Source organism: Staphylococcus edaphicus, from assembly GCF_002614725.1.
In the GTDB taxonomy this organism is placed as follows: Bacteria; Bacillota; Bacilli; order Staphylococcales; family Staphylococcaceae; genus Staphylococcus; species Staphylococcus edaphicus.
The window spans coordinates 1-24,588 of the sequence record NZ_MRZN01000005.1; the positions used below are offsets into that span (position 1 = coordinate 1).

Genomic DNA, 24,588 nt, shown 5'->3' on the forward strand with positions numbered 1-24,588 from the left:
AAGAAAAATAGTAGCTCAACGAGCTACAAAATTATATAAAAATAAAGAAAACGTCAATTTCTATATAATTTCAATAGAAATTGACGTTTATTCTTTAATCAGAAATGTTTATGTCCCGGACTCTTTTATTTGTAATGATATCTACAAGATGCAACTAATATTGCATTATCATTTACTGTATATCCTAATCTATGTTCGTGATTAAATCGTCTACTGTAATATCCAGAAAAATTGCCAACTAATTTTTCTGGTTTACCTATTCCGTCTAATGCCCCATCTCTAGAGATGCTTTTTAATAACTGGTTAATCCTTTTAACCATCTTTCCATCTTTTGTCTGAAAATATTCATAATCATCAAATGCTTGTGGTGAAAAGGTAATGTTCAATTTTGCCACTTATATCAAAATATCCTTATTTTTTACATTACCACGTTCTAGGTTTTCAATAGATTCTGATAAGTGTTTCGCATTGGCAGGGTTTTGTTGTAAGTATAGTGTTTCCATTATTTCATTATAATTATCTTCTGACATTATAACTGCATTACGATCTTTTGTTGTAATTGTTATCGTATCGCTATCATCATTAACTTTATTAATCATATCTTTAAAGTTTTCACGTACATATGAATAAGATTTAACAATCATATCAAATGCCTCCTCACAATTGTAAATGTTCATTATATTAATTGTACAATTAATCAAGTTTTTTAAATAGCGTATCATTACAATAAATATCGAATATCTACTTCTGATAATCATCGATTATGTAAAGAATAAACTCTTAAGTACATATTAAAAAATTTATCATTCATATAATTTATAAAGTATTTTAATATTGCTGTTTAAAATACTTTATAAGTTCCTGTGCATGTAAATCATATATATCAGTCATTTTAATTTTTCTTGGAGGATTATCTTTAATAACAACTGTTACGGAACATAAGTTGAATTTTCTTTGTAAAAAAGATTGTGAAAAAATCAAATCCTCAATATCTTGTAAATTGACAATATATTGACTTAAACTTAGCCCAGAGTTTTTAAAAACCAATAAATCAGAAGAATAAGAGTATTTATTAAAGAATGTTTGTAAAATTTGAGATGAAATAATTAGTAAAATCAATAAATAGATAATTAATGAGTAGTTTTTAAAGAAATATAAGACAACTGGTAATAAAACTGACCATGACCAACAAGTACGTAATAATTTGACAAATATAGCCGACCTTTTCAATTTATAAAAATGGATATTATATAAATCTAAATTAAATAGTAAGTTGAGATGATTATTTATTTTATCAGTTTCTATGAAGGGGAAAATAATATTTGTTTCAATATCTTTGTTATTTGAATTGATGTTTATAACATTAATTTGGTTAATATTAAATAATTTTTGCCAAAAACTAGATTTTATATTAATTGCAGATATTCCAGCTTTATCGACAGAATTATGATAATTTGATATGTATCCCCATACTGTGTCGATGTGCTTACTATGATTACTTAATTTAAAATTACCAAATAGTAGCATGTTTTTTAAAACTCCAAACAGGAAAGTTAATAATATAATTATTAGGCTTCCCATGAATATATTTGTCCAATTTTCAAAATATAAATCTTGTAACTGATGTACAAAATCAGAAACATTTAGGAAATCAGAAATGTTTTTATAAATAGTATACATAAAAGTGAAAAATAAAATTAGATTTAATGACGCAAAAGATCCTTTTAAAATTTGGTGATAATTCATTATATATACATAATTATTTATAACACTATTAGTTGGATCTTTAGTTGACGAGATTGAATTTTTAATTTCAGCAATCTCTCTTTTTTTTATAAAAGGTAACACTATCTTTTTTTCGTTTGAATTTGCTTCTACTTTTAAAGTAAGAGAAGAGAGTTTAAATAATCTTTCCAAAATATTAGTTTTTTCGTTGAAACCTTCAATATTTCCGAAGTTTATTTGTCTTTCTTTTTTTAGAAGACCACCTTCTCTAATAGTAAGTTTCTCTTGATTAAAAAAAAGACGGAAATTCTTCCAGTATAATAAGGAATTTATTATTAAAAGCAACGCAATAAAAATTAGTAATAAGTACTTTGTTGTATCAGTAAATTGGAATAATCTTTGTAAAAAAGATAAAGCAAACATATATATAACACATCTTACAATTATATTTGCAGTTTGCATTAAGAGCCAAGAAGGGTGTATCTGTGCATAATGATATGAATTTGTCATAATCTTACCTTTCAATATTTTGCAATTTGTCTTGAATTTTTTTAGCATCTTGCAAATCTAATCCTTCAATCTCATGTGTATTAGCCATAGTAATTAATTTTAAATTATATAAATTGAATTTTTTTAAAATAGGCCCTTGATAAATGTCACTTGAATATATATTGGATATAGGTATGATTTTGTAACTTTTGAAAAACCACCATCCATATTCAATTTCTATTATTTTTTCAGAATAGTTATAACTAAATATTGAGTATTTTATTTTTTTTACATGCAGTAATTCTATAGGAAAAGACACTGAAGTAAAAAATAGTATGGTTAAAAAGGAATAAGATATATATTTGTTCCAATTTAAAGCAAACGATAAAATAATAAAAGTAAGAGTACATAAAAGGATGATAGTAAATACTAGAGATGTATAATACACCCAAAATCTAATAACTCTTTTAGGTAGTTTTCGTTCATAAGAAATTAATTGCACAATAAAAATGCCTTCCTTCTTCTATACATGATTTTTTAATTATATTTACCAGTATTAATAAAGATTTCTTCTAAACTTGGTTCATCAATTACTATCTCACAAACTTTGAATTGATTAGCAACTAATACCTCATTGATTTTAGAAATGTTTTCTTTAGATGTTAAAGTTACTTGTAAAGTATTCGATTTCCATTGACAGTTAGTAATAAGAGATTCTATTTGATTTTCTAAAAGAGATCTGTCAAATTTTTGAGAATTTACAAATGTAAAATTTACTTTTAAATCTGATTTATATGCTTTTTTTAAGTACTCTATATCACCTTGTATTACAATGTTTCCTTTATCCATAATAGCGATTGTGTCGCTTAATTTTTCTACTTCGTCTAAATTGTGAGAAGTAAAAAAAACTGTTGTGCCTTTTTCTGCAAGTTCTAATATTAGTCGGTGAATAGTTAAAATTGAATTAGCATCTACACCAGATGTTGGTTCGTCTAAAAATACAATTTCAGGATCATTAATTAATGTTTGAGCAAAAGCTAATTTTTTTTTCATACCAAAAGAGAACTTTTTTGCTTTTAAATTTATAGCGTCTCCTAGTCCAACTTTTTTTAATAACGATATCAAATCATTTTTTGATTTGTTACTCTTTAATAATTTATTAAAATATAATAAATGATCTAGGGAGGTCAAATCATCATAAAGATTAGAATAATCTGGTAATACTCCTATCTTATTTTGAGGAACAGATAATTTATATGTACCATTACTAGGAGTACACAAGCCAGTAATCATATTTATGAATGTAGATTTTCCAGCTCCATTTTTTCCTAAAAATCCAAAGATATCTCCTTCATTCACGCTTAAGTCAACCTGATTTACGACAGTATTGTTACCGTAACTTTTTTTCAACTCTTTAGTTTCAATGGCATTCATTATAAATCCCTCTTTCTTATTAATATTATGCTTAAAATCACAAATAATATAGAAAATAAAATAGGTATATAAGATAATGCTGAATTTTCTTCATGGATAAAATAATGATATGGGGTTAAGTAACTGAAAACCTTCAAAATTATATTGTTACTTAAAGTGCCCCATAAACCTAATATCGTCATTACTATAGATAGAGTAATTCCTATCAAATTTGTCATTATTGGGTTAGACACTAAAGTAGATATCAGGATAGTTAATCCTATAAAATATAAAAGAAAAGAAAAAGAAACCATAAATTTATTTATATATATGCTATGAGAAAATAGGGATATCAAAAACATTGACAAGACTAAACAAATGATCCAAAAAAGTACAATTCCTAGATATTTTCCTATTACAATATTAGCTCTACTAGTTTTAGTAGCAATAAACCTGATTGTTCTAGTACGTATTTCTTCATTTATTATGTTATGAGAAAGAGATAATGTAAATAAAGGTCCTGCTATCAAAATTGTCATTGTCAATCCTAAAGTGTAGACATTACTTTCTGCCCCCATTTCAATTAAGCTTTTGTATTTTTCTCCTACACTGGCAACACCTATAGTTATAGAGAATATAATTAGAATTACTAAAATAGATTTAATACTTTTTATTTGTTTTTTAAATTCATGTATAGCTACACTTAACATTAGTCAACCTCCGTAATAATTTAATAAGAAAAAGTAAGGAACAATATTTTTTTATTCTAACTTTTATTTGAAAATTTCATTATTCTATACGATAATACTATCATGAGATTGAATAAATATAAAATGATAAATAAAGGAGTTATCTTATGTTAATGGAAAGATTAACAAATTGGTTATTACCAGCTTTTGCAATAATAATTATGCTAGCCGCACAGTATTTTGTTTCCTATAATAAGGGTGGATATTGGAGGTTAATTGTTCCAGCCATATTTATAATTGTTTTATTCTCTCTCTTCTTTGTAAATATTATTGATATAGCAAGTCTAATAATTTATTTGATTATTGGAGGCCTATTGCTATTAGAACAAGGATATAAAGGACAAAAAAAATCAAAAGAGAATAACTAAAACACAACACAACGTTTAATAAATGTAAATTTTAAAAAATAAGGTTGTTTTCTATAAAAGGTTTGTTACAATATTTATTGTAAACGTTGTCAACAGTTTTCAATAAATATTGTAGGAGGTTCTTAATTTGTCTAGAGTAGTTATACAATTAATTAATGCAGTTAAAAAATATGGTGGTAAAGCTGTAAACTGGGTAAAAAATAATGCAGGTGCAGTGCTTGATTGGGCTGCAAGAGGATTAAGTATTCCTGATATGGTGCAAAACGTTAAAGATCTTTTAGGTATTAAGTAATTTTAAATAAAGTAATTACATAAGCACACCATAAATTCCTATAAGATTTTGTGGTGTGCTTTTCTATTAACTATCGAAATGGATCGTTATTAAGACAAAATTTGATGATGAAACTAAAAAGAGTCTGGGATTTATGTCCCAGACTCTTTTTAGCATACTATTGTTTCTCTTATGGAAACTTTGTTTCTATAAGTTGGTATATAAGAAATATACCTTATTTAAATTTTCTAGTAACATTAAATATAAGAGGTGTTATTAATGATTCAAATATCTAAAACAATTAAACAAGAACGTTTAAGACGTGGAATGACTCAAGAAGCAATAGCTGAATTTCTTAATACAACAAAAACTACTATTTCTAAGTGGGAAAATGCAACACTTTATCCTGATATTACAATGCTTCCAAAATTAGCAAAAGTTTTCAATATTTCAGTAGATAAATTGCTTAATTATAATATTAATATGACAGATGAAGAAATTAAGAAAATATCTATATCACTCTCTAAGATGATTAATCGTACAAGTTATGACGAATACTTATCCACTGTGAGAGATTATTATATTAGTCATTGTAATGAGTTTAAATTTCTTAATTCACTGTTAGGGATTTTATCAAATAATATTTTATATTGTGAGGATAAAACACAAATAAAAGACACAACAATATTAGCACATGAAATAGTGAAAACTACTGAGGATAATTCAGAATCTATTTACTTAAAAAGACATGCACAAGGATACCAAACATTAATGTATATGTTTGAAGGTGATTATTCCTCAGTTATAGAAAACACGCCAGATTTTGACTTGAAAATTGGTGAAAATGCAACATTAACATTAGCTTATTTACAAAAAGAGAACGTTTCAAAAGCTAAAAATGTGATCCAAACAGATATGTATCAATCTTTGATGATTTATATGCATGATTTTGCTTTAATGATTACCTTCGGATTATATTCTGTGTCATTAGAATCATTAGAATCAAAGCTTTACCATTTAAATAAAGCTTTTAACGTAGATTATTTATATCCGCATCTAAGTATAAATTGCTATTATCAATTTGCTTTATATTATGCTAAAAAGTCTGATATTAAGGCTATCGAGTACTTGGAAAAGTATTGCCAATGCTTTGATTATCTAGTTACCGATTTTGTGTATCAAAAAGATGAATTTTTTGATGCTATTGAAGAATGGTTAGATACGTTACCGTTAGGGGAACGACTACCAGCAAATTATGAAAATACTTTGAATACTATATGCTCAAGAATATTAGAAAATGAATATTTTAATACTTTAGATAATTTTGAAACTATAAAAAATAATTTACTTAGAATTTATAATAAAAAGGATGAAGGTTAATTGAGACATAGAAAAAATATAATAGCATTAGTGTTAACAACTCTTATCACACTATCCGGTTGTGATTATTCAAAACCAGAAAATGAAAATGGCTTTTTCTATGATACTTTTGCTGCACCAATAGATAATCTTTTACATTGGTTAGGATCTATATTTAATGATAATTACGGCTTAGCAATCATTGTAATCGTGTTAATTGTTAGAATTATCATGTTACCGTTCATGTTAGCTCAATCTAAAAATGGACACTTCATGCGTAAGAAGATGGAGATCATAAAGCCTGAAATGACTAAGATACAAGAAAAAATAAAAAATGCAAACACTCAAGAAGAAAAAATGGCTGCGAACCAAGAAATGATGAATAAATATAAAGAATATAATATGAATCCTATGAAGACCATGTTAGGATGTTTGCCATTACTTGTGCAAATGCCAGTTTTATTTGGACTATATGTTTCATTAAAATGGCCTTCGAGTGGTGGCCTGACTGAGCATGCTAATTTTCTTTGGTTTGATCTAACTCAGCCTGATATTTGGATTACTATAATCGCTGGTATTTTGTATATCATACAACCGTTAGTAAATTTAGAAAATATGCCTAAAGAACAACGTTCTATGGGATATATGATGGCTGTCATTTCTCCTTTATTTATTATATATATTTCAATTACGTCAGCTTCAGCTTTGGGGTTATATTGGACAATTAACGCTGCATTTTTAATCATTCAAATGTTCTTTTCGAATAGATATTATTCGACATTAGCTACAAAAGAAGCTAATCAATTGAAGAGAAAAATTGAAAGCAATAAGAGTGTGGATGAAAGTACTTAGCTTTAAAATGATACTTTATGATATTCTAATATTATATATTTGTAATTGTAGGAGTTGTCGTTATTTTGTTGTCTTTATTACTATAATGATATAAAAACCTCTCTTTACTAGAAAATTCTTTATAAGAGGACGGTTGTGTGAATTTATGTTTGTTCCAAACTTAGTAATTATAAGGAATTTAAAAGAAGAACTATTTAAACATTAAAAATAACGATTGATGATTTTACTCACCAACCGTTAAAAGTGTGTTAATGGTTCAAGAACCTCTTATTTAAGTGGGATACGCTATGTTATGCTTAGTTTAGTGAATACATAATTATTTTAAGGAGATATATATAGTTGGCTATTTTAGTATTATTTATTGAAACAATTTTAGTAACAATATTAATGATTTTTAGTATGATTGGGGTTTTAAATAACTCGATTTCATCAGGAATCTTAGTTGTTTTTTGGATAGCGAGTATTGCCGCTTTACTCGGTACTATAATAATAAGACGTTATACTAAACAAAAGTATAAAAGAGAACTGACAATACATGAAAAGAGTCCTAATTTACGAGAAAGCGAGTATTTTTATCAAGCCCCATTATATATATTTGACGGTATACATATTAAAATCCATGGTATGAGTGATACGATATGGACTCCTTATTTTAATAATAATTTTCAAAAATGGCTAAGTGTGTTTGATATTTTCCCTGTCTATGGCGTCAAACTTACGTCAGGTAATCACACTATTATCCTAAAAAGAACTAAACTATGGTCTCTGAAACCCCATCATAAAGTTTTTATTGATGGAGAAGAAGTAGGTATTTTACAGATGACCAAATTGTTAAAGGGCGGTATTAAACAACAAACCCCTTATGTTTTTTCAGACAGTAACTACACATATAAGTTTAATAACCCTTATTTTTCAACTAAAACAGTATTAACAGACAAAGAAAACAACGAAATACTAACAGTACAACGTTCATTTTTTGATTTAGGTAAAAATCTAGTAACTCGACGTAGAGGAGAAAATCACAATATAGCAATTGAATCAAATGATTCTCAAATACCATATCCTCACGAATTTTGGATTGCTTTATATATCCAAGTAATGATAAATAAGCAAAAGGAACAATAGTAAGATGTTTAGTTTAGAAAAAGAGTGCGAATTCGCACTCTTTTTTCTTGTATAATTATTAAAATCTCAATGCAATAATATATTATGAGATTTGAGGCGCTGTGAGACACTCTCACTTGTATTGATAATCAATTTATCAATAGAATCCCTTATCATATTTAATTCTATAAACCGTTTGTCTTGTGATATTAACCTCTTTCGCAATCTTACTAATTGCTTTGCCTTCATCTAACATTTCAACCACTCGATGATAGATAATACGTTTTTGTGGGTCTTTAGCATTCGGTGAATAGAGTAAAGGACGGCCTTTATAAACGCCTTTTTCTTTCGCAACTTGAATACCTTGTGCTTGTCGACGTTTACTTTCATTTCTCTCTTGTTCTGAAACCATTGCTAATATTTGAATGATTAAATCTTTCATAAACTTATCTAGTAAAGGATTACCAATCACTTCATTCATTATAGGTAGACTTGTAATCATTAACTGCACGTCTTTTTCTTTTAAATAGTTCACGGTTTCAATAATTTCATCATAGTTACGTCCCAAACGATCAATAGACTCCACAACGAATCGGTCTCCCATTCTTACAAAATTGAGTGCTTCTTGAAATACAGGTCTATTTTCCACTGACTTGCCTGATTGCTTCTCTGTAAAGATTTTCTCTACGCCAAACGTCTTTAAATTATCCAATTGTCTTTCTAAATTTTGATCTATTGAAGATACTCTCGCATAGCCTATAATCATTTATTTTCACTCCATAATTAATATACACCCTAATCATACGTCTTAGTTGCGATATTTTCAACAACTTTATATGTATGATTAGGGTGTACCCAAATAATACAACAACAAAAATATACATAAAAATAAAAATTGGACCAATGCTAATTTAACAGAAAAGTAATGAAACTATTTCATTGTGATTTAATTATCAATTTTTACATTATTTCCATTTTTTAGTGATGAATTGGGTTTTCTCAAAATCCTTTCACCGGGTTTCAATCCTTTCTTCACTATAATTTGATCCTTACTATGGCCTGTTAATATTCTTCTTTTATGAACATTGTTTATTTTATCCAATACAAATACTTTATGGTCTTGTGTAATTGCATCTTTTGGTATTTTTAATGTATTAGAATAAATACGTGTCTTTACAGTAAAACCATTCTCTAATTTATGATTTAAATTACCAATAGTTACTTTATATCGGGAAATATTTTTACTTTTTTCAGAATTAGTTGGTAAATCATCAATATCTAATATTTCTCCTTTAATATCTTCTCCGCCTTTATTTACAGCAATACGCACTTTGCCACCTATATTAATTTTATCTTTATCATATTCTGTTATTTCTGTTTTGATTTCACTTTTCTTTGAAATTAATTTTAATATATCTCCATTATTGTCTACGTCTGTATTTATGAAATTCACTTTCCCATCAAATTTTGCATAAATATCTTTACTTGATTGAATATCATGCTCAGACAATTGTTGATTAGCTTTGTTCAAATGACGTAAATCTTTTCTTAGTTTCTTCTGATAACCTTCGTTATTAGGTTGTTTGTTTATATTTTTATAATCTTCATCAACTTTTCTTTGGTTTTTCTTTACCTTCTCTACAAGGTTTGGTCTAATACTATGATTTGTATCATAATATATCAAAGGGGTTCCTTTTTTGACATTTTCTTTTTTCTTAACTTGAGGTTTTATGTATTTACCTATATTTTTGTTTTCTTTATAAGTTTTTATATCATCTGGATAGACCCGTCCTGTCAATTTCAAAGGAGTTATTCTTTCCACTTTATAACTTTGGTAACCTTTATCCTGCTTTTCACTTTTAACATGCATATATTCATAAATTGAAAGAGTTACCACAGAAATTAAAAATAAAATCACTAGAATAAAAATCAAAATTTGTCTCTTTTTCATTTTTTACTCTCCAATACTACTTCATAGTATTACTCAGTTTAATAAAAGAAAGCTCTAGCCATTATGACTAGAGCTTTTTAAATATTACTAACTATTAGCATTCTTTATGGCATTAAAAACATCATCATTCTTTTTAGGTTCTATTTTTTCACCAAAATCTTGAGAATTTTCATCTACATTTATACCTTTATAGTTTTCGGCTCCCCATGTATTACCTTGACCTTGTATATCATAATTCCAAAGCGTCCAAGAAATATTATTTTTATTTAGATTCTTCACAATATGAGTTAAATCTTCTGCTTTTGGATTCTTTTCTGGATTTGGTGTTCCAGCTTCTCCAGCATAATGGTCATTAAATTCTCCTAAATACGTTGGAACTTGGTATTTTTTACTTATGTTACTCATGCTATTAATTTTATCATCAAACCCTTTTTTAATGCCTTCATTAGATTCTGCATTTTGACCATAAGGATAACTATGATATTCGTAAACAATGTTACCTCTATTTTTGCCAAACTCTTTAGGATTTTGTAAGTCATTATCGTGCCAAGCTTCAAGAAATGCAATATGTTTGTCACCAGTACTTCTAATCGTATCTAAAGTATCTTTATAGAATTGTTTAACATCATTATCTACATGTCCTTTTGGGGCTTTAGGTTCATTTAACAAATCATATCCTGCAACTCCTTGGTTGTTTTTATAATGATCAGCAATATGCCACCAAATTTCTTTAGCCTTACCTATTGAATCTGGATCATTCCAGAAAGCCCCATAGTCGTTATTTTGTTGATCAGCAGAATGTTCTTGCGCATTTTGAGAATTTGGAGCACCATGCATATCTATAATTACATATAACCCGTTGTCGTTTGCTTTTTTGATAAAATTATCCATTGCTTTGAATGGTTCTTTTCTCATTTTTACATCTTTAGGAGCCATACCTTTTTTATAATTCGTTAAATTAATATAATTGATTGGTAATCTGATTGTATTATTGCCCATATCTTTTACATTTTGAAAATCTTGATCTTCCCAACGATTATTTGCATATGTATCCAACATTTGATGTGTTTTTTTAGCTCCATATTGATCATCTAATTTATCATTAAGTTCTTTATAGTCTGAAGTGTTTTTAGCATCACTTACGCCACCCATCCAATTTTCTGTTGTAAAAACATTACCTGCATTCACTCCTTTAACTTGGAATTTTTGACCATCTTTTTGAATATCTTGACCATTAGTTTGTAATTGACTCATACTCTCTGCATGTGCTGAATTACTGTGAATTCCCAAGGATGTAATAGTCGTTGCTGCTATTATTGACGTAATTATTGTTTTTTTCATATAGATACTCCTTTAACAATTAAATTATTTTAGTTAAAAGAGGGCTCTAATCATCATGACACGAGCCCCTTTCAATCAATTGAAGTAAAAATTTAATCTATTATTTAGCTCCGTCTTTTATTGCATTATAAATAGGCGTATTTTCTTGAACACCAGCTTTTTTACCAAAGTCAGGACTCTTAGGGTTTTCATTCACTTGATCATATTTGAATACACCCCAGTTACCGCCACCTTGTACATCATTATTCCAAATTGTCCATGATAAATTATTTTTATTAGCTTTATTCACAATATGTTTTAAATCACCTGAATCTGCATTTGGTCCACCACTCATTGATTGTATGTTAAATTCACCTAAGTAACTTGGTACATTATATTTACTATCATGAATACTATCTAACTTTTTATCAAAAGATTCTTTTACACTACCATCATCTTTAGTTGCATAATTGTGATACTCATATACTAAATTATTAGCTGAGTCTTCATAATATGAAGGTTCCTTCATGTTTTCTGGATTCCAAACTGATTCCAAAAAGATAATATGTTTGTCCCCTGTATCTCTTATTGATTTTACAGCCTCTTTATAAAAAGACTGAACTTGATTATCGCTTGAACCACCTTCACCCTTTGGCTCATTCAAAACATCATAACCAGCAACTGCATTTTCATTCTTATAATGGTCAGCTAATTTATATAGAATTTCTTTAGCTTTGCCCTGAGAATTTGAGTCATCCCAAAAATGACCCACATTATTATTTCCTTTGTTAGTATCCCCTGAATGTTCCGCACCGTTTTGTGAATTTGGCGCACCATGAAAATCTAAAATAACATATAGACCATGTGCTTTAGCTTTTTTCACAAATTGATCAATTGCATCAAATGAATGATTAGTAACTTCAGCATCTTCTGGATTCATACCTTTTTTATAATTCGTCAAATTAATATAATTAATAGGTAGCCTGATTGTATTAAGTCCCATATCTTGTACTCTTTGAAAATCTTCATCAGTCCAATGATTATTAGCATAAGTATTTAATTTCTTTTTAGCCTCTTTTGGCCCATATTGATCATCTAAATTTTCCTTTAGCTCTTTATAAGTCTTTTCACTATATGGTTTAGGGTAGTTTTTATATTGTTTACCCGTAATACCACCTAAATAACTTTCTGTTGTGAAGGCATTACCAGCATTTACACCTTTAAGTTGAAAATTTTGTCCATCTCTTTGTATTTCTTTACCTTTCGTTTGAAGCTGACTCATATCTTCGGCATGTGCTGAATGTGATATTAATGTAGTTAAAGCTGTTGCAGCTAAGACTGAACTAAACAGTATTTTTTTCATATTCCTCACCTTTACTTTTAAATTTTATGCATTATCAAAATCTAAATCTTGGTCATTATAATGATTAATTGCGTCCTGATCTAAGTGGAAATTTTCACCATTCATTTTAAAATCTAACGGAAGTTTTAAATCAAAGTTTTTATCTTTAATAAATTGTTGTTGAGTTTTAAGTCTGTCAAATACATCGTTATCGTTACTTTCGTCATTTTCATTTTCTTTTTGGATAGATTTGAATCTACCATCAAGGAAAGCATTTAAGAAATCTTCTTCATTTACACCATTTTTAGGTGATTTACCACCGCTTTTATCTATGGTACTTTCACGTAATTCATCAAAGCTCCAATCAGCAGGGTCTTTTCCTTTGTAACCACCTTGTTTAAATTCACCAGGGCCATGTTTAACAATAGCATCAAAGTAAACGTATTGGCCTAATTGTGATAATCCATCATCTTTGGCTGCTTGTACGGCTTTGTCCATATAATCATGCTTTAATACATAATTTTGTGCTTTAACAAAATTATCTCTATCGTTTTTAGAGGCATTTTTCCATGCTTTATCAAATCCCTCTAAACCTTTATGTGATTCAGATCCTTCTTTAGATAATTGTTTTAATGCACCTTCATATTTTTTCAAATCATTATTAGGATTAATTTTATTGTAATGTTTTACTAAGTGAACCATGTCATCTGTTCCTGTTGTAAAGCCAATTATTCCTGCAGTATAACCTCTATGGTCTCCAATATCTTCAATATAACTATAATTATTTGAGTAGTTACTATTAGTATTTTCTGCTGCTCCAACTAAAGCCATAATTCGTTTTCTTAAGTCAAAGTTCTTTTCCATATAGTTATTATCATTTACATTTCCTGCTTTTTGAGAAGTTTGTTTTGGTATATTTTGTTCTTGTTGTTCTTCTGCATGCACTACATTTGTTAGCGGACTTAATGTTGATAGTGCAATAGCACCAGATAATGCGATTTTCATTGTATTTTTCATTTCAATTCTCCTTTTCCTAATTTAAAATTTTAATACACGCTCAAAAAATCTCTACAAATTTGAAAATGTAAAACTAATACTTACGTATAAAATAGCAAGCCTTCTTTCTTCGAAATAGTTAGCTTTACTAACAATTGCTAACAAATAAAATGTAATACACAATTTAATTTTCCACAACTAAAGAAAGCGCTATCTTTAAAATCTTAATGAAATCTTTACAAAAGATAAATTTTATCAATGATTTTTAAATATAAAATTTATTAATGATGTTTTTTTGCATTTAATGGGTATTATTTCACATCATTCTATATTAAAAGATATTACATACGACAACCAATGGTTTTTAACTCTCTCTGTTATATGAGAAAAGTAATTTTTGCATTCCTACCCACTATGATGTTATAATATCTTTAACAAGAATATCTGCATTTGATGCACCAAACCCCTCACTATTCTCAGTAGTGAGGGGTTTTTTGGTGTGGCTTAGCCGCCTATTTTACTTATCATCACTTTTGCGAAGCCAATACGCAAAGAATGTGACAATGCAACCACTTGCTACCGTGGTCATGATGTGAACAAGAATATCTGTCATTTTCTGCACCTCCTCTCTACGTCAAATTGACGCCTGAGAGATAGGCGACTCCATTATTATATCATCTATGAATTTACACGCGTATCTACTTCCGATAAGTTAAATTATGTTATTTAAATTCATCATAATCCTTAAGTTTCCTTGATTTTTTTATTAACGATAAAGATTTCTATAACTAAAAAAAGGAAATAATAGTGCTGTAATTATACTTAAATGGAGTGGAAATTAACCTGTTAAAGTTGTTTATAAATGCATTTTATTATTCTTTGATTAGGGTGTGTAAATTTCAAAATAGCAGTTGCTATTTCTTCGTCTTCACTTATAATGATATTCATCTTTAATACCGTTCTTTTTTACTATGTATACTTTACATTTCAAAATTCCAATTTTGCATTCTCATCCATTATGATGTTATAACGCACAGAACAAGGAACTAGCATAGATACGCCAACCCCCTCTCTATTGCGAGTATTGTGGGCTTTTTGTAGGTGTGGCTATTGTCGCCTATTCGTCATTACGCTTGCGTAGTCAATGCGTAAATAACGCGATAATACAACCACTGATGACTGTGATCGTGATGTGAACAAAGTTGCTACACCTCCTCTCTACATCGATTGACGCCTATGAGATAAGCGGCGCAATAATTATATCACCTATAAATATGTACCCATATCTATTTTCGATAAGATGCATTCAGTAAATAATACAATCATTACCAATATATTCTACATTCCTGGGTATGTACTTAAAGTCGAATAATTTAACTACTTCTGACTTCAATAATTTAAAAAAGAAGTTAAACAACACGATGTTGTCTAACTTCTTGACTCGCGATATAAGCATGTCATTCCAAAAGTATTGCCTAAGATTTTTCTACTATTTTAAGACTCTTGTTCCCCAGTAAAAATAAATATGGCATCTCTTAAAAATTGAGCGCCACCTTCTACGTGCTTATCATAATAAGCTGAAAATCTTTCATCTGTAACATACATGTCTGCCAAAACGGCATGGGCTTGCTCAGAATAACTTGGCCACATATACATTAACCATGCTTTATGTTTTGCAGCTAACGTTTGTGCAATTTCAGAAGAAGGGTCTTCTGTTTGAAATGCTACTGGTAATAAATCTGTTATTTCATCTTCTAGTTGACGCCATTCATTATATTCCGCTTCAGTCATGTTTTTAAATGCTTGGTTACTTTGATTAATGGCTTTGTCACCATATATTTCTCTAATTTCGTCACCATATTTTTGTTCGTTATCTTGAAGTACTTGTGCTTTAAATCCTTCAAATTTTTCTTTATCTTGCATAACTATTTCTCCTTTCGAATTCGCAATGGTTTTTTCAACAGTTGCTATAATTTGATCAAGACGCGCACGTTTGCGTTTTAGATTGTGCAAATGTTGTTCTAATGCTCTTGTCTGATTAAATGTAGGTTCTTGAATGATGGTTTTAATTTCTTCAATACTTACAACTAACTCTCGATAGAAAATAATCTGTTGTAGCATATCTACTTCTTCTTTGCCGTATAACCGATAACCTGATGAACTAACGCTAGCTGGCTTAAGCAAGCCAATTTGATCATAATAATGCAATGTACGCTGAGTGACACCAGATATTTTAGCTAGCTTACTGACTGTATATTCCATAATTTCTTTACCTCCTGACAATTTTCACTCTACACCCTTACGTTACGTCAACCTCAAGCAAAATTTTCTTTTTATTAAAAAAAGAGTGGAACATCACTTGTCCACTCTCAATAAGGTTTAAATACATACAAACTAATTAATACGATGATGATAAAAATACCAACGACTAATACAAAACTATATATTGAAGTCATTATATCCCTTAATTTAGTAGTATGGACTTCATTAGGATCTTTACCATTCATAAATGCAACAATACGGTCATACGTTTGGATATGATATGATTTTTTTAAACTATCTACTTTCAGAGAAGCTACGATTGCAACACCTAATAATATCGCTTCTACAATGTAACCAATCATTCCCCAATGATACAAAGCTGGTCCAATTAAAATAGCTGCCATTAACATTGGCCAAACCATTAAGTGAGACCAGCCATTAAACCGTGTCTCTTTCAACTTACGTTCCATAATCTCTACGTCTCCTTTGACTAGGTCGTCTAAAGAAGTATCAAACAGCGAACTTAACATCAATAAATTATGAATATCAGGATAACTTTTATCATTTTCCCAATTAGAAATTGTTTGTCGTGAAACATATAATTTTTCAGCTAAATCTTCTTGGGATAAGTAATCACGTTGTCGAAGATATTTAATTTGATGGCCTAAGTTCATTGTTCCGCTCCTTTAATAAGAGATTATTATGGTTTGTAATACTAGACTATCAAATTCTATTTACATCCGCACTATTTGTTATGTCTAAATATTTTTACACGCTGCTATATCAGCATTTCAAGACTATCCTTTAGACATACCAAAAGGATAAGACCATTGTCATGTTAACAAGATCTTATCCTTCCAATTAATATATGATTTATTAAATCGTTTGTTGTTGCTGATATGGTATGTGATGATCCAGTTCAAATTTTGCTCCTGCTGTGATTTTCTTATATTGGTAACCGAAATAAACGACCCATAAAATCGTTAACACAAATGCTATGACATAACTTAGATTTAGGTCTAAACCTAATCCAATTTTCTGGCTTAAGATATAGGTGAAAATATTCCATGTCATAAATACGGCGGGTATCGCTGCAACCCAGAAATTCTTTTTCGCAATTAATAGATACATCGCACCTATCCATAAAGCAACGACTGCAGTTGTTTGATTTGCCCAAGAGAAATATCTCCAGAGAATCGTGAAATCAACTTGAGTAAGTCCAAAGCTAATAATAAATAATGGTGCTGCAACAATGATCCGTTTTATCATACTACGTTGTCCATAGTTTAAATAATCCGCAATAATCATTCTAGCACTTCTAAATGAGGTATCCCCACTCGTGATTGGCAAGACGATAACGCCTAATACTGCAATAGTACCAAACACAGAACCCAATAGTAGGTGTGATGCTTGGCTTACTACTAGTGCTGCTTCGCCGCGCGCTAAAACGTCACTCAAACCACTATAACCATTAAATAGACTCATACCTGCCGCAGCCCAAATCATAGCAATGATTCCCTCTGCAATCATCATACCGTAAAAGATAAATCTACCATTTTGTTCTTTATTTGTTGTTCTAGAAATAATAGGTGTCTGTGTAGCATGGAAGCCAGATAAAGCACCACATGTTATTGTAAAGAATAATAATGGAAATATAGGTGCGCCATCAGGATGCATATTATTAAAGTTCAACTCTGGAATCGGTGCGCCTGTCTGGATGAGACGGAAGCCAATACCTACCGCGCTAATTAATAACAAAGCCCCAAATATAGGATAAATTCTACCAATAATTTTATCTATAGGTAGAATCGTAGAAAGTATATAATACACAAAAATAACAAAAATAATAATTCCCAATGCAATACGTCCATCCATTAAATTATGTAATAATAAGGCTGGACTAGTTACAAATACCGTTCCTGTTAAGAGCAATAACAGAATTGAAAATATATTAACAAAGTGTTTCATGACTTGACCTAAAAATTTCCCAGCGAGTTCTGGTAAATGTGCACCTTTGTTTCTAATTGAAATCATACCTGTCAGATAATCATGTACAGCCCCCGCAAAGATACAGCCTAATACAATCCAAATAAATGCTACAGGACCATATAATGCGCCCATAATCGGTCCAAAGATAGGCCCTACACCTGCAATGTTCAATAGTTAGATTAGTGAATTAGACGAGGTCTTCATTGGTAAATAATCGACATCATCTCTTTGATTATATGCTGGTGTTGGTCTCGCTTCTTTCGGTCCAAACATTTTGTCTATGTATTTTCCATAAGTAAAATATCCCACAACCAATAGTATTATAGATACAATAAAAGTAATCATGTTACCATTCCCCCTTAAGATAACGTGAAAGCGTTTTCTTAATTTAATCATAAATGGTAAAATTCCACAATATCACTTTTTGTTTTTATTCAAATTTTATAAATATATATTTTGTATTTTATATAATGACAGTAAATATTTAAGCTTGATATTTAAACTATAAAAATAGAGGTCCACCATCTCTTATAATGGTTAGACCTCTAACGTGATTAATGTTTAAACAGTTTAATTTTAATTTCATAATAGTCATCGTAATCTTTTGCTTGATGTTCATACTTCACACCACTTTTTTCGATAGATTCTAAACTTTTGCCAACCGCTTCACGTGCATCCGTTAGATCTTTTTCGAATTCAAACCTTTGTGCTTTGACTTTTTCAGGTCCAATCTTTTGTTTTACGCGTGCTTCAGTTTGTTTCACATTTAATTTTTGACTTATAACCGTTTCTACTAATGTTTCTTGATCTTCTTCTGACAAGCTCAACATAGCACGCGCATGACGTTCCGTAATCTTATTTTCACGTAAACGTTCTAGCACTTTCGGTGTTAATTTTAATAAACGTAACTTATTCGCAATAAAACTTTGACTTTTACCAACACTTTTAGCTAATTCGCTTTGTGTTGTATCCCCGATTTCAAGCAATTTTTTATATGCTTCTGCTTCTTCAACTACAGATAAATTTTCACGTTGAATATTTTCAATGAGTGCAACTACAGCTGTTTCCTCATCGTCTAAATATCTAATAATAACATCCGCATGTGTCTTACTCAGGCTCTGTAAAGCCCTAAATCTACGTTCACCTGCGATGATTTCAAACATATCTTCTTCAATTGGACGTACGACAATGGGTTGTAACAAACCATGTTCTTCTATAGATTCTGCGAGTTCTTTAATCTTATTTGGCTCAAATACTTGTCTTGGTTGATAACGGTTTGGCACAATACGTTCCATATGAATAGATTCAACGCTATTATTATAATCCTCTTCAATATAACCAACGATGTCATCTTTGTTCTTTAAACCAAATAATTTAGAAAAAGGTTTCTTCATTTACTATGCGCTCCCTCTAAATTAATTGTATTGTATTGATTTCCTTCTATTTTTCAAGTAATGGAGATTTATTGGGCGTCCCTGGCTTTCTAGGATATTTTTTAGGTGTTTGACTTCTTTTACCAATGATAATCATTTGTCTTTCCCCTGCATCTTCTGGCAAATCATATGAAATCGTATCGAGCACTTTACCACCAAACACACCTATACCAAAACGTGCATCTTCCAATTCTTCTTCACCTTTGGATGATTTCAATGCTATGAAATGACCGCCTTTTTTAACTAAAGGCAAACATAACTCACTTAATACTGAAAGTCTAGCAACTGCACGTGCTGTAACAATATCGTAAGACTCCCTGTAGTCTCCCTTACCAAATGTTTCGGCTCGATCATGTACAAAGTTTACATTATCTAAATCCAAGGCTTCTGCTAATTGATTTAAAAAATGGATACGCTTATTCAAGGAATCTACAATCGTAACTTTCAAATTCGGGAAAATGATTTTCAAAGGAATACTAGGAAAACCAGCACCAGCGCCCACATCACATACAGTTAGCTCTTTAGTTAAATCCGTATAAAAACTTGTCGCAATTGAATCATAGAAATGCTTCAAATATACTTCATGCTCTTCAGTAATACTTGTTAAATTCATCTTTTCATTCCATTCGACAAGCATTTCATAATACGTTTGAAACTGCTGTTGTTGTTTGTCTGAAAGTGCTATGCCATGTGTACTCAATTGCTTAGTTAACCATGCTACACTCATCTTAGTTATTCACCCTTTGGATTTTACCTTGTTCAAGATATACAAGTAAGATTGAAATATCGGCTGGGTTCACACCAGAAATACGAGAAGCTTGTGCAATATTTAGCGGTTTAACCTCTGCTAATTTTTCTCGTGCTTCCGTCGCCAAACTATCTACTTTACTGTAATCTAAGTCTTCTGGAATTTTCTTCTCTTCCATGCGTTTAACTTTTTCAACTTGTTGTAAGGATTTATTGATATACCCTTCATATTTCGTTTGGATTTCAACTTGTTCTTCAACATCTGAAGGCAATTGATGTGTTTCCTCTAAAATTTCTAGAATTAAATCGTATGTCATTTCAGGACGGCGTAATAATTCTAAAGCTAATATACCATCTTTCAAACGTGAACCGCCTTGTGCTTCAATAATTTCTTGAACGCGATCATGTGGTTTAACACGAATGCTGTTTAAACGTTCTTGTTCTGATTTAATCATTTCTCGTTTTTCATTGAAACGAGCATAACGTTCCTCTGAAATCATCCCTAATTCATAGCCTAAATCAGTTAAGCGTAAATCGGCGTTATCATGTCTTAATAATAAACGATACTCAGCACGAGAAGTTAATAAACGATAAGGTTCGTTGGTACCTTTAGTAATTAAATCATCAATTAAGACACCTATATATGCATCTGAACGACTTAGTATTACTTCCTCTTTACCTTGAACGCGAGCCGCTGCATTAATACCTGCCATGATACCTTGTCCAGCTGCTTCTTCGTACCCTGAAGTACCATTAATTTGTCCTGCAGTATATAAGTTTTTAATTTTTTTAGTTTCAAGCGTTGGCCATAACTGTGTTGGTACTAACGCATCGTATTCAATTGCATAACCAGCACGCATCATATCTGCTTTTTCTAAACCTGGAATCGTCTCTAACATTTGACGTTGTACATGTTCTGGTAAACTTGTTGATAGACCTTGGACATAAACTTCATTAGTATTTCTGCCTTCTGGTTCTAAGAAAAGTTGGTGACGTGGTTTATCATTGAAACGTACAAATTTATCTTCAATCGATGGACAATATCTTGGTCCTGTACCTTTAATCATACCTGAATACATTGCAGATAAATGTAAATTGTCGTCAATCACTTGGTGTGTATCACCATTGGTATATGTTAACCAACATGGTAATTGGTCTAAGATATATTCCGTTGTTTCAAAGCTGAACGCTCTTCCAACATCATCACCAGGTTGAATTTCAGTTTTAGAATAATCAATTGTTTTGGCATTCACACGCGGTGGCGTACCCGTTTTGAAGCGTACTACTTCAAAGCCTAAACCTCTTAAATTATCCGCTAATGAGATGGATGGTAGTTGGTGGTTAGGACCACTTGAATATTTCATGTTACCTAAAATGATTTCACCACGTAAAAATGTACCCGTTGTAATAATAACTGCCTCTGCCCTGTATTCTGTTCCTATATTCGTACGTACACCTTTAATAACGTCATCTTCAATGATTAGGTCATCTACCATGCCTTGCATAATATCAAGGTTTTCTTCATCTTCGATTACTTTTTTCATTTCTTGTTGATACAAGACTTTATCTGCTTGCGCACGTAAAGCTCTAACTGCTGGACCTTTACCTGTATTTAACATACGCATTTGAATGTGCGTTTTATCAATCGTTTTCGCCATTTGTCCGCCTAATGCATCAATTTCACGTACGACAATCCCTTTTGCTGGACCACCCACGGATGGATTACACGGCATAAAAGCAATATTATCTAGATTAATTGTCAGCATTAACGTTTTCGCACCACGACGTGCTGAAGCTAATCCAGCTTCAATACCAGCATGTCCGGCTCCTATTACTATCACATCATATTCTTGAGCCATCATTATTTCCTCCTTATTATTTTCCTAAGCAGAATTGACTAAATAACTGGTCAATCAATTCATCACTTGCGGATTCACCGATAATTTCACCTAAAATTTCCCAAGTTCTCGTTAAATCTATTTGTACCATATCCATTGGTACACCTGACTCAGCTGCATCTATCGCATCTTGAATCGAATTTCTTGCTTGCTTTAATAATGAAATATGTCTTGAATTAGAAACATATGTCATATCTTGATTTTGAACATCGCCACCAAAGAATAAATCTCTAATTTGAATTTCTAATTGATCAATACCCTCTTGTTTGAGCATCGATGTCTGAATCAGTGGCATGTCTCCTATCATCTCTTTTACTTCTTCAAGATCTAATCGTTTATCTAAGTCCATCTTATTAACAATAACGATGGCGTCTTCATTTTTAATGACTTCATATAACTTACGATCTTCATCAGTTAATGCTTCATTATAATTAAGTACAAACAGTATTAAATCTGCTTCGCCTAATGCCTTTCTTGAACGTTCTACACCTATGCGTTCGACGATGTCTTCAGTGTCACGTATGCCAGCTGTATCCACAAGTCTTAATGGTACACCGCGAACGTTAACATATTCTTCTAACGTATCTCTTGTTGTACCAGGTACTTCTGTTACAATCGCTTTATTATCTTGAATGAGGTTGTTAAGCATCGAAGATTTACCTACATTAGGTTTACCAACAATCACTGTAGATAACCCTTCTCTCATAATCTTTCCTTGTGTACCTGTATCAAGTAATTTGTTGATTTCGGTTTTAATTTCATTTGATTTGCCTAGTAATACTTCTGTAGTTGCATCTTCAACATCATCGTATTCCGGATAATCTATGTTCACTTCGACTTGAGCAAGGATTTCGAGGATGGATTGTCGCTGTCGCTTAATCATATCACTTAAACGACCTTCGATTTGATTCATTGCAACTTTAGACGCACGATCAGTTTTAGAACGAATAAAATCCATGACAGCTTCTGCCTGAGATAAATCAATTCTTCCATTTAAGAAAGCACGTTTAGTATATTCACCAGGGTCTGCCATACGGGCACCGTGTGTCATCGTTAACTCTAGTATTCGGTTAATTGTCAAAATACCACCATGGCAGTTAATCTCAACAATATCCTCACGGGTAAATGTCTTTGGTGCACGTAACACGGAAACCATCACTTCTTCTACTACTTCGTTTGATTCAGGATCAATGATATGACCGTAGTTAATCGTATGAGAAGGTACATCTTCAAGTTTTTCTTTACCTTTATAAAGTTTATCTGCAATATTTACTGCCTCTACACCTGATAAACGTACAATGCCTATTGCACCCTCACCCATTGGTGTGGAAATACTCGTTATCGTATCTAAATCCATCATCCATCTCGCCTCCTTGTCGACTACATTTTTATCATTATAATATTGTAAATAGTTTACTTATAAAAAGCGAGTATCTTGTTCGGAAGTTTCGTAGCGTTAGCCTTAGGTTTGTCTGATGTTAGACTGACGGTACACTAAATTTTTGCTTCCCCTACCCTACTTAAACGCGCTTATTAAATGCTTTTGCTATTTTCAATACGTGTTCTAAACTCGCTTGTATCTCTAGTGTATTCATATCCTTTGCTGGTTGTCTCGCTATTACAATAAGATCCATTGGTAAAATATCATCTTTATGCACTTTAAAATTTTCACGAATTGCTCTTTTAATTCTATTTCTAACGACGGCATTACCCAACTTTTTAGAAACACTAATACCTAAACGAAAATGATCTAGTTCTTTATTAGGTTGTGTATATATAACAAATTGTCTATTTGCTACTGATTTCCCTTTTTTATAAATGAATTGGAAATCACTATTTTTTTTAATTCGGTAAGCTTTCTCCACCAAACATCACTCACTTATCTCTTCATTAACATATATGAATTAACTATATGTTTCTATCTATATCATTCATTATCTTAGATTAATAGTAAACATCCACATTATTTATAGCAATTTTACTTCACTGAAACCAAAAAAAAGACCACTGATGAGTCAGTGATCTTATGCTGATAGTACTTTACGGCCTTTACGACGACGACGCGCCAACACTTTACGACCATTTTTTGTGCTCATGCGTTTTCTGAAACCATGAACTTTACTATGTTTACGTTTATTTGGTTGATAAGTACGTTTTACCATGCAAAAACACCTCCATCTTTATTCGGTTCTATACTATTATAATAGATAAATTAATATACGCTTCTGCTTTAAGTCTTGATTTAACTGTTATTAATTTCTAGTCATAATTCAAGCAACTACTACAATATAACAAAATCCATTTTATAAAGCAAGTATCA

At 30.7% G+C, this 24,588-nt stretch carries 27 protein-coding genes and 1 pseudogene; 6 read left to right on the forward strand and 22 right to left on the reverse strand.

The genetic code is table 11. The features are described 5' to 3' along the window. Positions 1-205 (forward strand): hypothetical protein (locus tag BTJ66_RS14010; RefSeq protein WP_238597584.1); only part of this gene is annotated, 205 nt, incomplete at its 5' end. On the opposite strand, the gene BTJ66_RS04550 is transcribed toward BTJ66_RS14010, so the two are convergent. From BTJ66_RS04550 to BTJ66_RS04575, 6 genes are all read right to left on the reverse strand, one after another. Further along, complete coding sequence (locus BTJ66_RS04550) at positions 126-395, reverse strand: Txe/YoeB family addiction module toxin (protein WP_099089794.1); 270 nt, start codon at positions 393-395, stop codon at positions 126-128. The two genes, BTJ66_RS14010 and BTJ66_RS04550, sit on opposite strands and share 80 nt — an antisense overlap. Then, entirely contained in the window at positions 396-644 is a 249-nt protein-coding gene (locus BTJ66_RS04555; protein WP_099089795.1) for a type II toxin-antitoxin system Phd/YefM family antitoxin, read from the reverse strand. Positions 645-828: 184 nt separating this feature from the next. After that, positions 829-2,235 carry a PH domain-containing protein gene (locus tag BTJ66_RS04560; protein ID WP_238597585.1) on the reverse strand — a complete coding sequence of 469 codons (1,407 nt, stop codon included), beginning with the start codon at positions 2,233-2,235 and terminating at the stop codon, positions 829-831. Positions 2,236-2,239: 4 nt separating this feature from the next. After that, a complete protein-coding gene (locus tag BTJ66_RS04565) occupies positions 2,240-2,716 on the reverse strand; it encodes a PH domain-containing protein (RefSeq protein WP_161940541.1) in 477 nt (158 codons plus the stop codon). 35 nt (positions 2,717-2,751) lie between these two features. Beyond that, entirely contained in the window at positions 2,752-3,648 is an 897-nt protein-coding gene (locus BTJ66_RS04570; RefSeq protein WP_099089798.1) for an ABC transporter ATP-binding protein, read from the reverse strand. Next, entirely contained in the window at positions 3,648-4,337 is a 690-nt protein-coding gene (locus tag BTJ66_RS04575) for an ABC transporter permease (protein ID WP_099089799.1), read from the reverse strand. Before BTJ66_RS04575 ends, BTJ66_RS04570 begins: the two co-directional genes overlap by 1 nt. A 146-nt stretch (positions 4,338-4,483) precedes the next feature. Here BTJ66_RS04575 and BTJ66_RS04580 point away from each other — a divergent pair, with 146 nt between their 5' ends. The 5 genes from BTJ66_RS04580 (at position 4,484) to BTJ66_RS04595 (ending at position 8,351) form a co-directional block, all read left to right on the forward strand. Next, entirely contained in the window at positions 4,484-4,744 is a 261-nt protein-coding gene (locus BTJ66_RS04580; RefSeq protein ID WP_099089800.1) for a hypothetical protein, read from the forward strand. A gap of 127 nt (positions 4,745-4,871) precedes the next feature. Next, positions 4,872-5,036 (forward strand): aureocin A53 family class IId bacteriocin, encoded by a 165-nt coding sequence (locus BTJ66_RS13495; protein ID WP_153043316.1) that lies wholly within the window; start codon positions 4,872-4,874, stop codon positions 5,034-5,036. 258 nt (positions 5,037-5,294) lie between these two features. Beyond that, positions 5,295-6,395, forward strand: a complete 1,101-nt coding sequence (locus tag BTJ66_RS04585) for a helix-turn-helix domain-containing protein (protein WP_099089801.1) — start codon at positions 5,295-5,297, stop codon at positions 6,393-6,395. Then, on the forward strand, positions 6,396-7,226 hold the full coding sequence (yidC, locus tag BTJ66_RS04590) for a membrane protein insertase YidC (RefSeq protein WP_099089802.1): 831 nt from the start codon (positions 6,396-6,398) through the stop codon (positions 7,224-7,226). Between the two features lie 339 nt (positions 7,227-7,565). Then, positions 7,566-8,351 (forward strand): hypothetical protein, encoded by a 786-nt coding sequence (locus BTJ66_RS04595; protein ID WP_099089803.1) that lies wholly within the window; start codon positions 7,566-7,568, stop codon positions 8,349-8,351. A 136-nt stretch (positions 8,352-8,487) separates the two neighbouring features. Here the strand turns inward: BTJ66_RS04595 and BTJ66_RS04600 are convergent, their stop codons facing one another. The 16 genes and pseudogenes from BTJ66_RS04600 to rpmH form a co-directional block, all read right to left on the reverse strand. Then, the gene (locus BTJ66_RS04600) at positions 8,488-9,096 is read right to left on the reverse strand and encodes a recombinase family protein (protein ID WP_099089804.1); all 609 of its coding nucleotides are present in this window, start codon (positions 9,094-9,096) and stop codon (positions 8,488-8,490) included. Positions 9,097-9,276: 180 nt separating this feature from the next. Beyond that, on the reverse strand, positions 9,277-10,281 hold the full coding sequence (locus BTJ66_RS04605; RefSeq protein WP_099089805.1) for an efflux RND transporter periplasmic adaptor subunit: 1,005 nt from the start codon (positions 10,279-10,281) through the stop codon (positions 9,277-9,279). Between the two features lie 87 nt (positions 10,282-10,368). Then, positions 10,369-11,622 carry a glycoside hydrolase family 5 protein gene (locus tag BTJ66_RS04610; RefSeq protein WP_099089806.1) on the reverse strand — a complete coding sequence of 418 codons (1,254 nt, stop codon included), beginning with the start codon at positions 11,620-11,622 and terminating at the stop codon, positions 10,369-10,371. Positions 11,623-11,722: 100 nt separating this feature from the next. Continuing rightward, the gene (locus tag BTJ66_RS04615; RefSeq protein WP_099089807.1) at positions 11,723-12,964 is read right to left on the reverse strand and encodes a glycoside hydrolase family 5 protein; all 1,242 of its coding nucleotides are present in this window, start codon (positions 12,962-12,964) and stop codon (positions 11,723-11,725) included. 24 nt (positions 12,965-12,988) lie between these two features. Further along, the gene (locus BTJ66_RS04620) at positions 12,989-13,960 is read right to left on the reverse strand and encodes a chitosanase (protein ID WP_099089808.1); all 972 of its coding nucleotides are present in this window, start codon (positions 13,958-13,960) and stop codon (positions 12,989-12,991) included. A gap of 496 nt (positions 13,961-14,456) precedes the next feature. Further along, complete coding sequence (locus BTJ66_RS04625) at positions 14,457-14,552, reverse strand: type I toxin-antitoxin system Fst family toxin (protein WP_099089809.1); 96 nt, start codon at positions 14,550-14,552, stop codon at positions 14,457-14,459. A 528-nt stretch (positions 14,553-15,080) separates the two neighbouring features. Next, positions 15,081-15,167, reverse strand: coding sequence for a type I toxin-antitoxin system Fst family toxin (locus tag BTJ66_RS13500; RefSeq protein ID WP_153043321.1), 87 nt, complete (start codon positions 15,165-15,167; stop codon positions 15,081-15,083). Between the two features lie 266 nt (positions 15,168-15,433). Further along, positions 15,434-16,201, reverse strand: a complete 768-nt coding sequence (locus BTJ66_RS04630) for a MerR family transcriptional regulator (protein WP_099089810.1) — start codon at positions 16,199-16,201, stop codon at positions 15,434-15,436. Between the two features lie 107 nt (positions 16,202-16,308). After that, positions 16,309-16,875 (reverse strand): helix-turn-helix transcriptional regulator, encoded by a 567-nt coding sequence (locus BTJ66_RS04635; protein WP_099089811.1) that lies wholly within the window; start codon positions 16,873-16,875, stop codon positions 16,309-16,311. A 202-nt stretch (positions 16,876-17,077) separates the two neighbouring features. Next, positions 17,078-18,535, reverse strand: a pseudogene (locus BTJ66_RS04640) (carbon starvation CstA family protein). 209 nt (positions 18,536-18,744) lie between these two features. After that, positions 18,745-19,584 carry a ParB/RepB/Spo0J family partition protein gene (locus tag BTJ66_RS04645; protein ID WP_099089812.1) on the reverse strand — a complete coding sequence of 280 codons (840 nt, stop codon included), beginning with the start codon at positions 19,582-19,584 and terminating at the stop codon, positions 18,745-18,747. A 46-nt stretch (positions 19,585-19,630) separates the two neighbouring features. Further along, on the reverse strand, positions 19,631-20,350 hold the full coding sequence (rsmG, locus tag BTJ66_RS04650; protein WP_099089813.1) for a 16S rRNA (guanine(527)-N(7))-methyltransferase RsmG: 720 nt from the start codon (positions 20,348-20,350) through the stop codon (positions 19,631-19,633). Between the two features lies 1 nt (position 20,351). Beyond that, positions 20,352-22,229, reverse strand: coding sequence for a tRNA uridine-5-carboxymethylaminomethyl(34) synthesis enzyme MnmG (gene mnmG / locus BTJ66_RS04655; RefSeq protein WP_099089814.1), 1,878 nt, complete (start codon positions 22,227-22,229; stop codon positions 20,352-20,354). 16 nt (positions 22,230-22,245) lie between these two features. After that, positions 22,246-23,625: a tRNA uridine-5-carboxymethylaminomethyl(34) synthesis GTPase MnmE gene (gene mnmE / locus BTJ66_RS04660; protein WP_099089901.1), complete on the reverse strand. Its 1,380-nt coding sequence runs from the start codon at positions 23,623-23,625 to the stop codon at positions 22,246-22,248. Positions 23,626-23,788: 163 nt separating this feature from the next. Then, positions 23,789-24,136, reverse strand: coding sequence for a ribonuclease P protein component (rnpA, locus tag BTJ66_RS04665; protein WP_193433011.1), 348 nt, complete (start codon positions 24,134-24,136; stop codon positions 23,789-23,791). 156 nt (positions 24,137-24,292) lie between these two features. Next, positions 24,293-24,430, reverse strand: coding sequence for a 50S ribosomal protein L34 (rpmH, locus tag BTJ66_RS04670; protein ID WP_000240855.1), 138 nt, complete (start codon positions 24,428-24,430; stop codon positions 24,293-24,295). Positions 24,431-24,588 lie beyond the last annotated feature (158 nt).

Coding starts and splice junctions, on each gene's coding strand:
- BTJ66_RS04570 (WP_099089798.1), bottom strand. CDS start 3,648: ATGAATGCCATTGAAACTAAAGAGTTGAAAAAAAGTTACGGTAACAAT.
- BTJ66_RS04630 (WP_099089810.1), bottom strand. CDS start 16,201: ATGGAATATACAGTCAGTAAGCTAGCTAAAATATCTGGTGTCACTCAG.
- BTJ66_RS04560 (WP_238597585.1), bottom strand. CDS start 2,235: ATGACAAATTCATATCATTATGCACAGATACACCCTTCTTGGCTCTTA.
- BTJ66_RS04645 (WP_099089812.1), bottom strand. CDS start 19,584: ATGAAGAAACCTTTTTCTAAATTATTTGGTTTAAAGAACAAAGATGAC.
- BTJ66_RS04575 (WP_099089799.1), bottom strand. CDS start 4,337: ATGTTAAGTGTAGCTATACATGAATTTAAAAAACAAATAAAAAGTATT.
- BTJ66_RS04610 (WP_099089806.1), bottom strand. CDS start 11,622: ATGAAAAAAACAATAATTACGTCAATAATAGCAGCAACGACTATTACA.
- BTJ66_RS04635 (WP_099089811.1), bottom strand. CDS start 16,875: ATGAACTTAGGCCATCAAATTAAATATCTTCGACAACGTGATTACTTA.
- BTJ66_RS04615 (WP_099089807.1), bottom strand. CDS start 12,964: ATGAAAAAAATACTGTTTAGTTCAGTCTTAGCTGCAACAGCTTTAACT.
- BTJ66_RS04585 (WP_099089801.1), top strand. CDS start 5,295: ATGATTCAAATATCTAAAACAATTAAACAAGAACGTTTAAGACGTGGA.
- rpmH (WP_000240855.1), bottom strand. CDS start 24,430: ATGGTAAAACGTACTTATCAACCAAATAAACGTAAACATAGTAAAGTT.
- BTJ66_RS04625 (WP_099089809.1), bottom strand. CDS start 14,552: ATGACAGATATTCTTGTTCACATCATGACCACGGTAGCAAGTGGTTGC.
- BTJ66_RS04620 (WP_099089808.1), bottom strand. CDS start 13,960: ATGAAAAATACAATGAAAATCGCATTATCTGGTGCTATTGCACTATCA.
- rsmG (WP_099089813.1), bottom strand. CDS start 20,350: ATGAGTGTAGCATGGTTAACTAAGCAATTGAGTACACATGGCATAGCA.
- mnmG (WP_099089814.1), bottom strand. CDS start 22,229: ATGGCTCAAGAATATGATGTGATAGTAATAGGAGCCGGACATGCTGGT.
- BTJ66_RS04580 (WP_099089800.1), top strand. CDS start 4,484: ATGTTAATGGAAAGATTAACAAATTGGTTATTACCAGCTTTTGCAATA.
- BTJ66_RS04605 (WP_099089805.1), bottom strand. CDS start 10,281: ATGAAAAAGAGACAAATTTTGATTTTTATTCTAGTGATTTTATTTTTA.
- BTJ66_RS04600 (WP_099089804.1), bottom strand. CDS start 9,096: ATGATTATAGGCTATGCGAGAGTATCTTCAATAGATCAAAATTTAGAA.
- BTJ66_RS04555 (WP_099089795.1), bottom strand. CDS start 644: ATGATTGTTAAATCTTATTCATATGTACGTGAAAACTTTAAAGATATG.
- mnmE (WP_099089901.1), bottom strand. CDS start 23,625: ATGGATTTAGATACGATAACGAGTATTTCCACACCAATGGGTGAGGGT.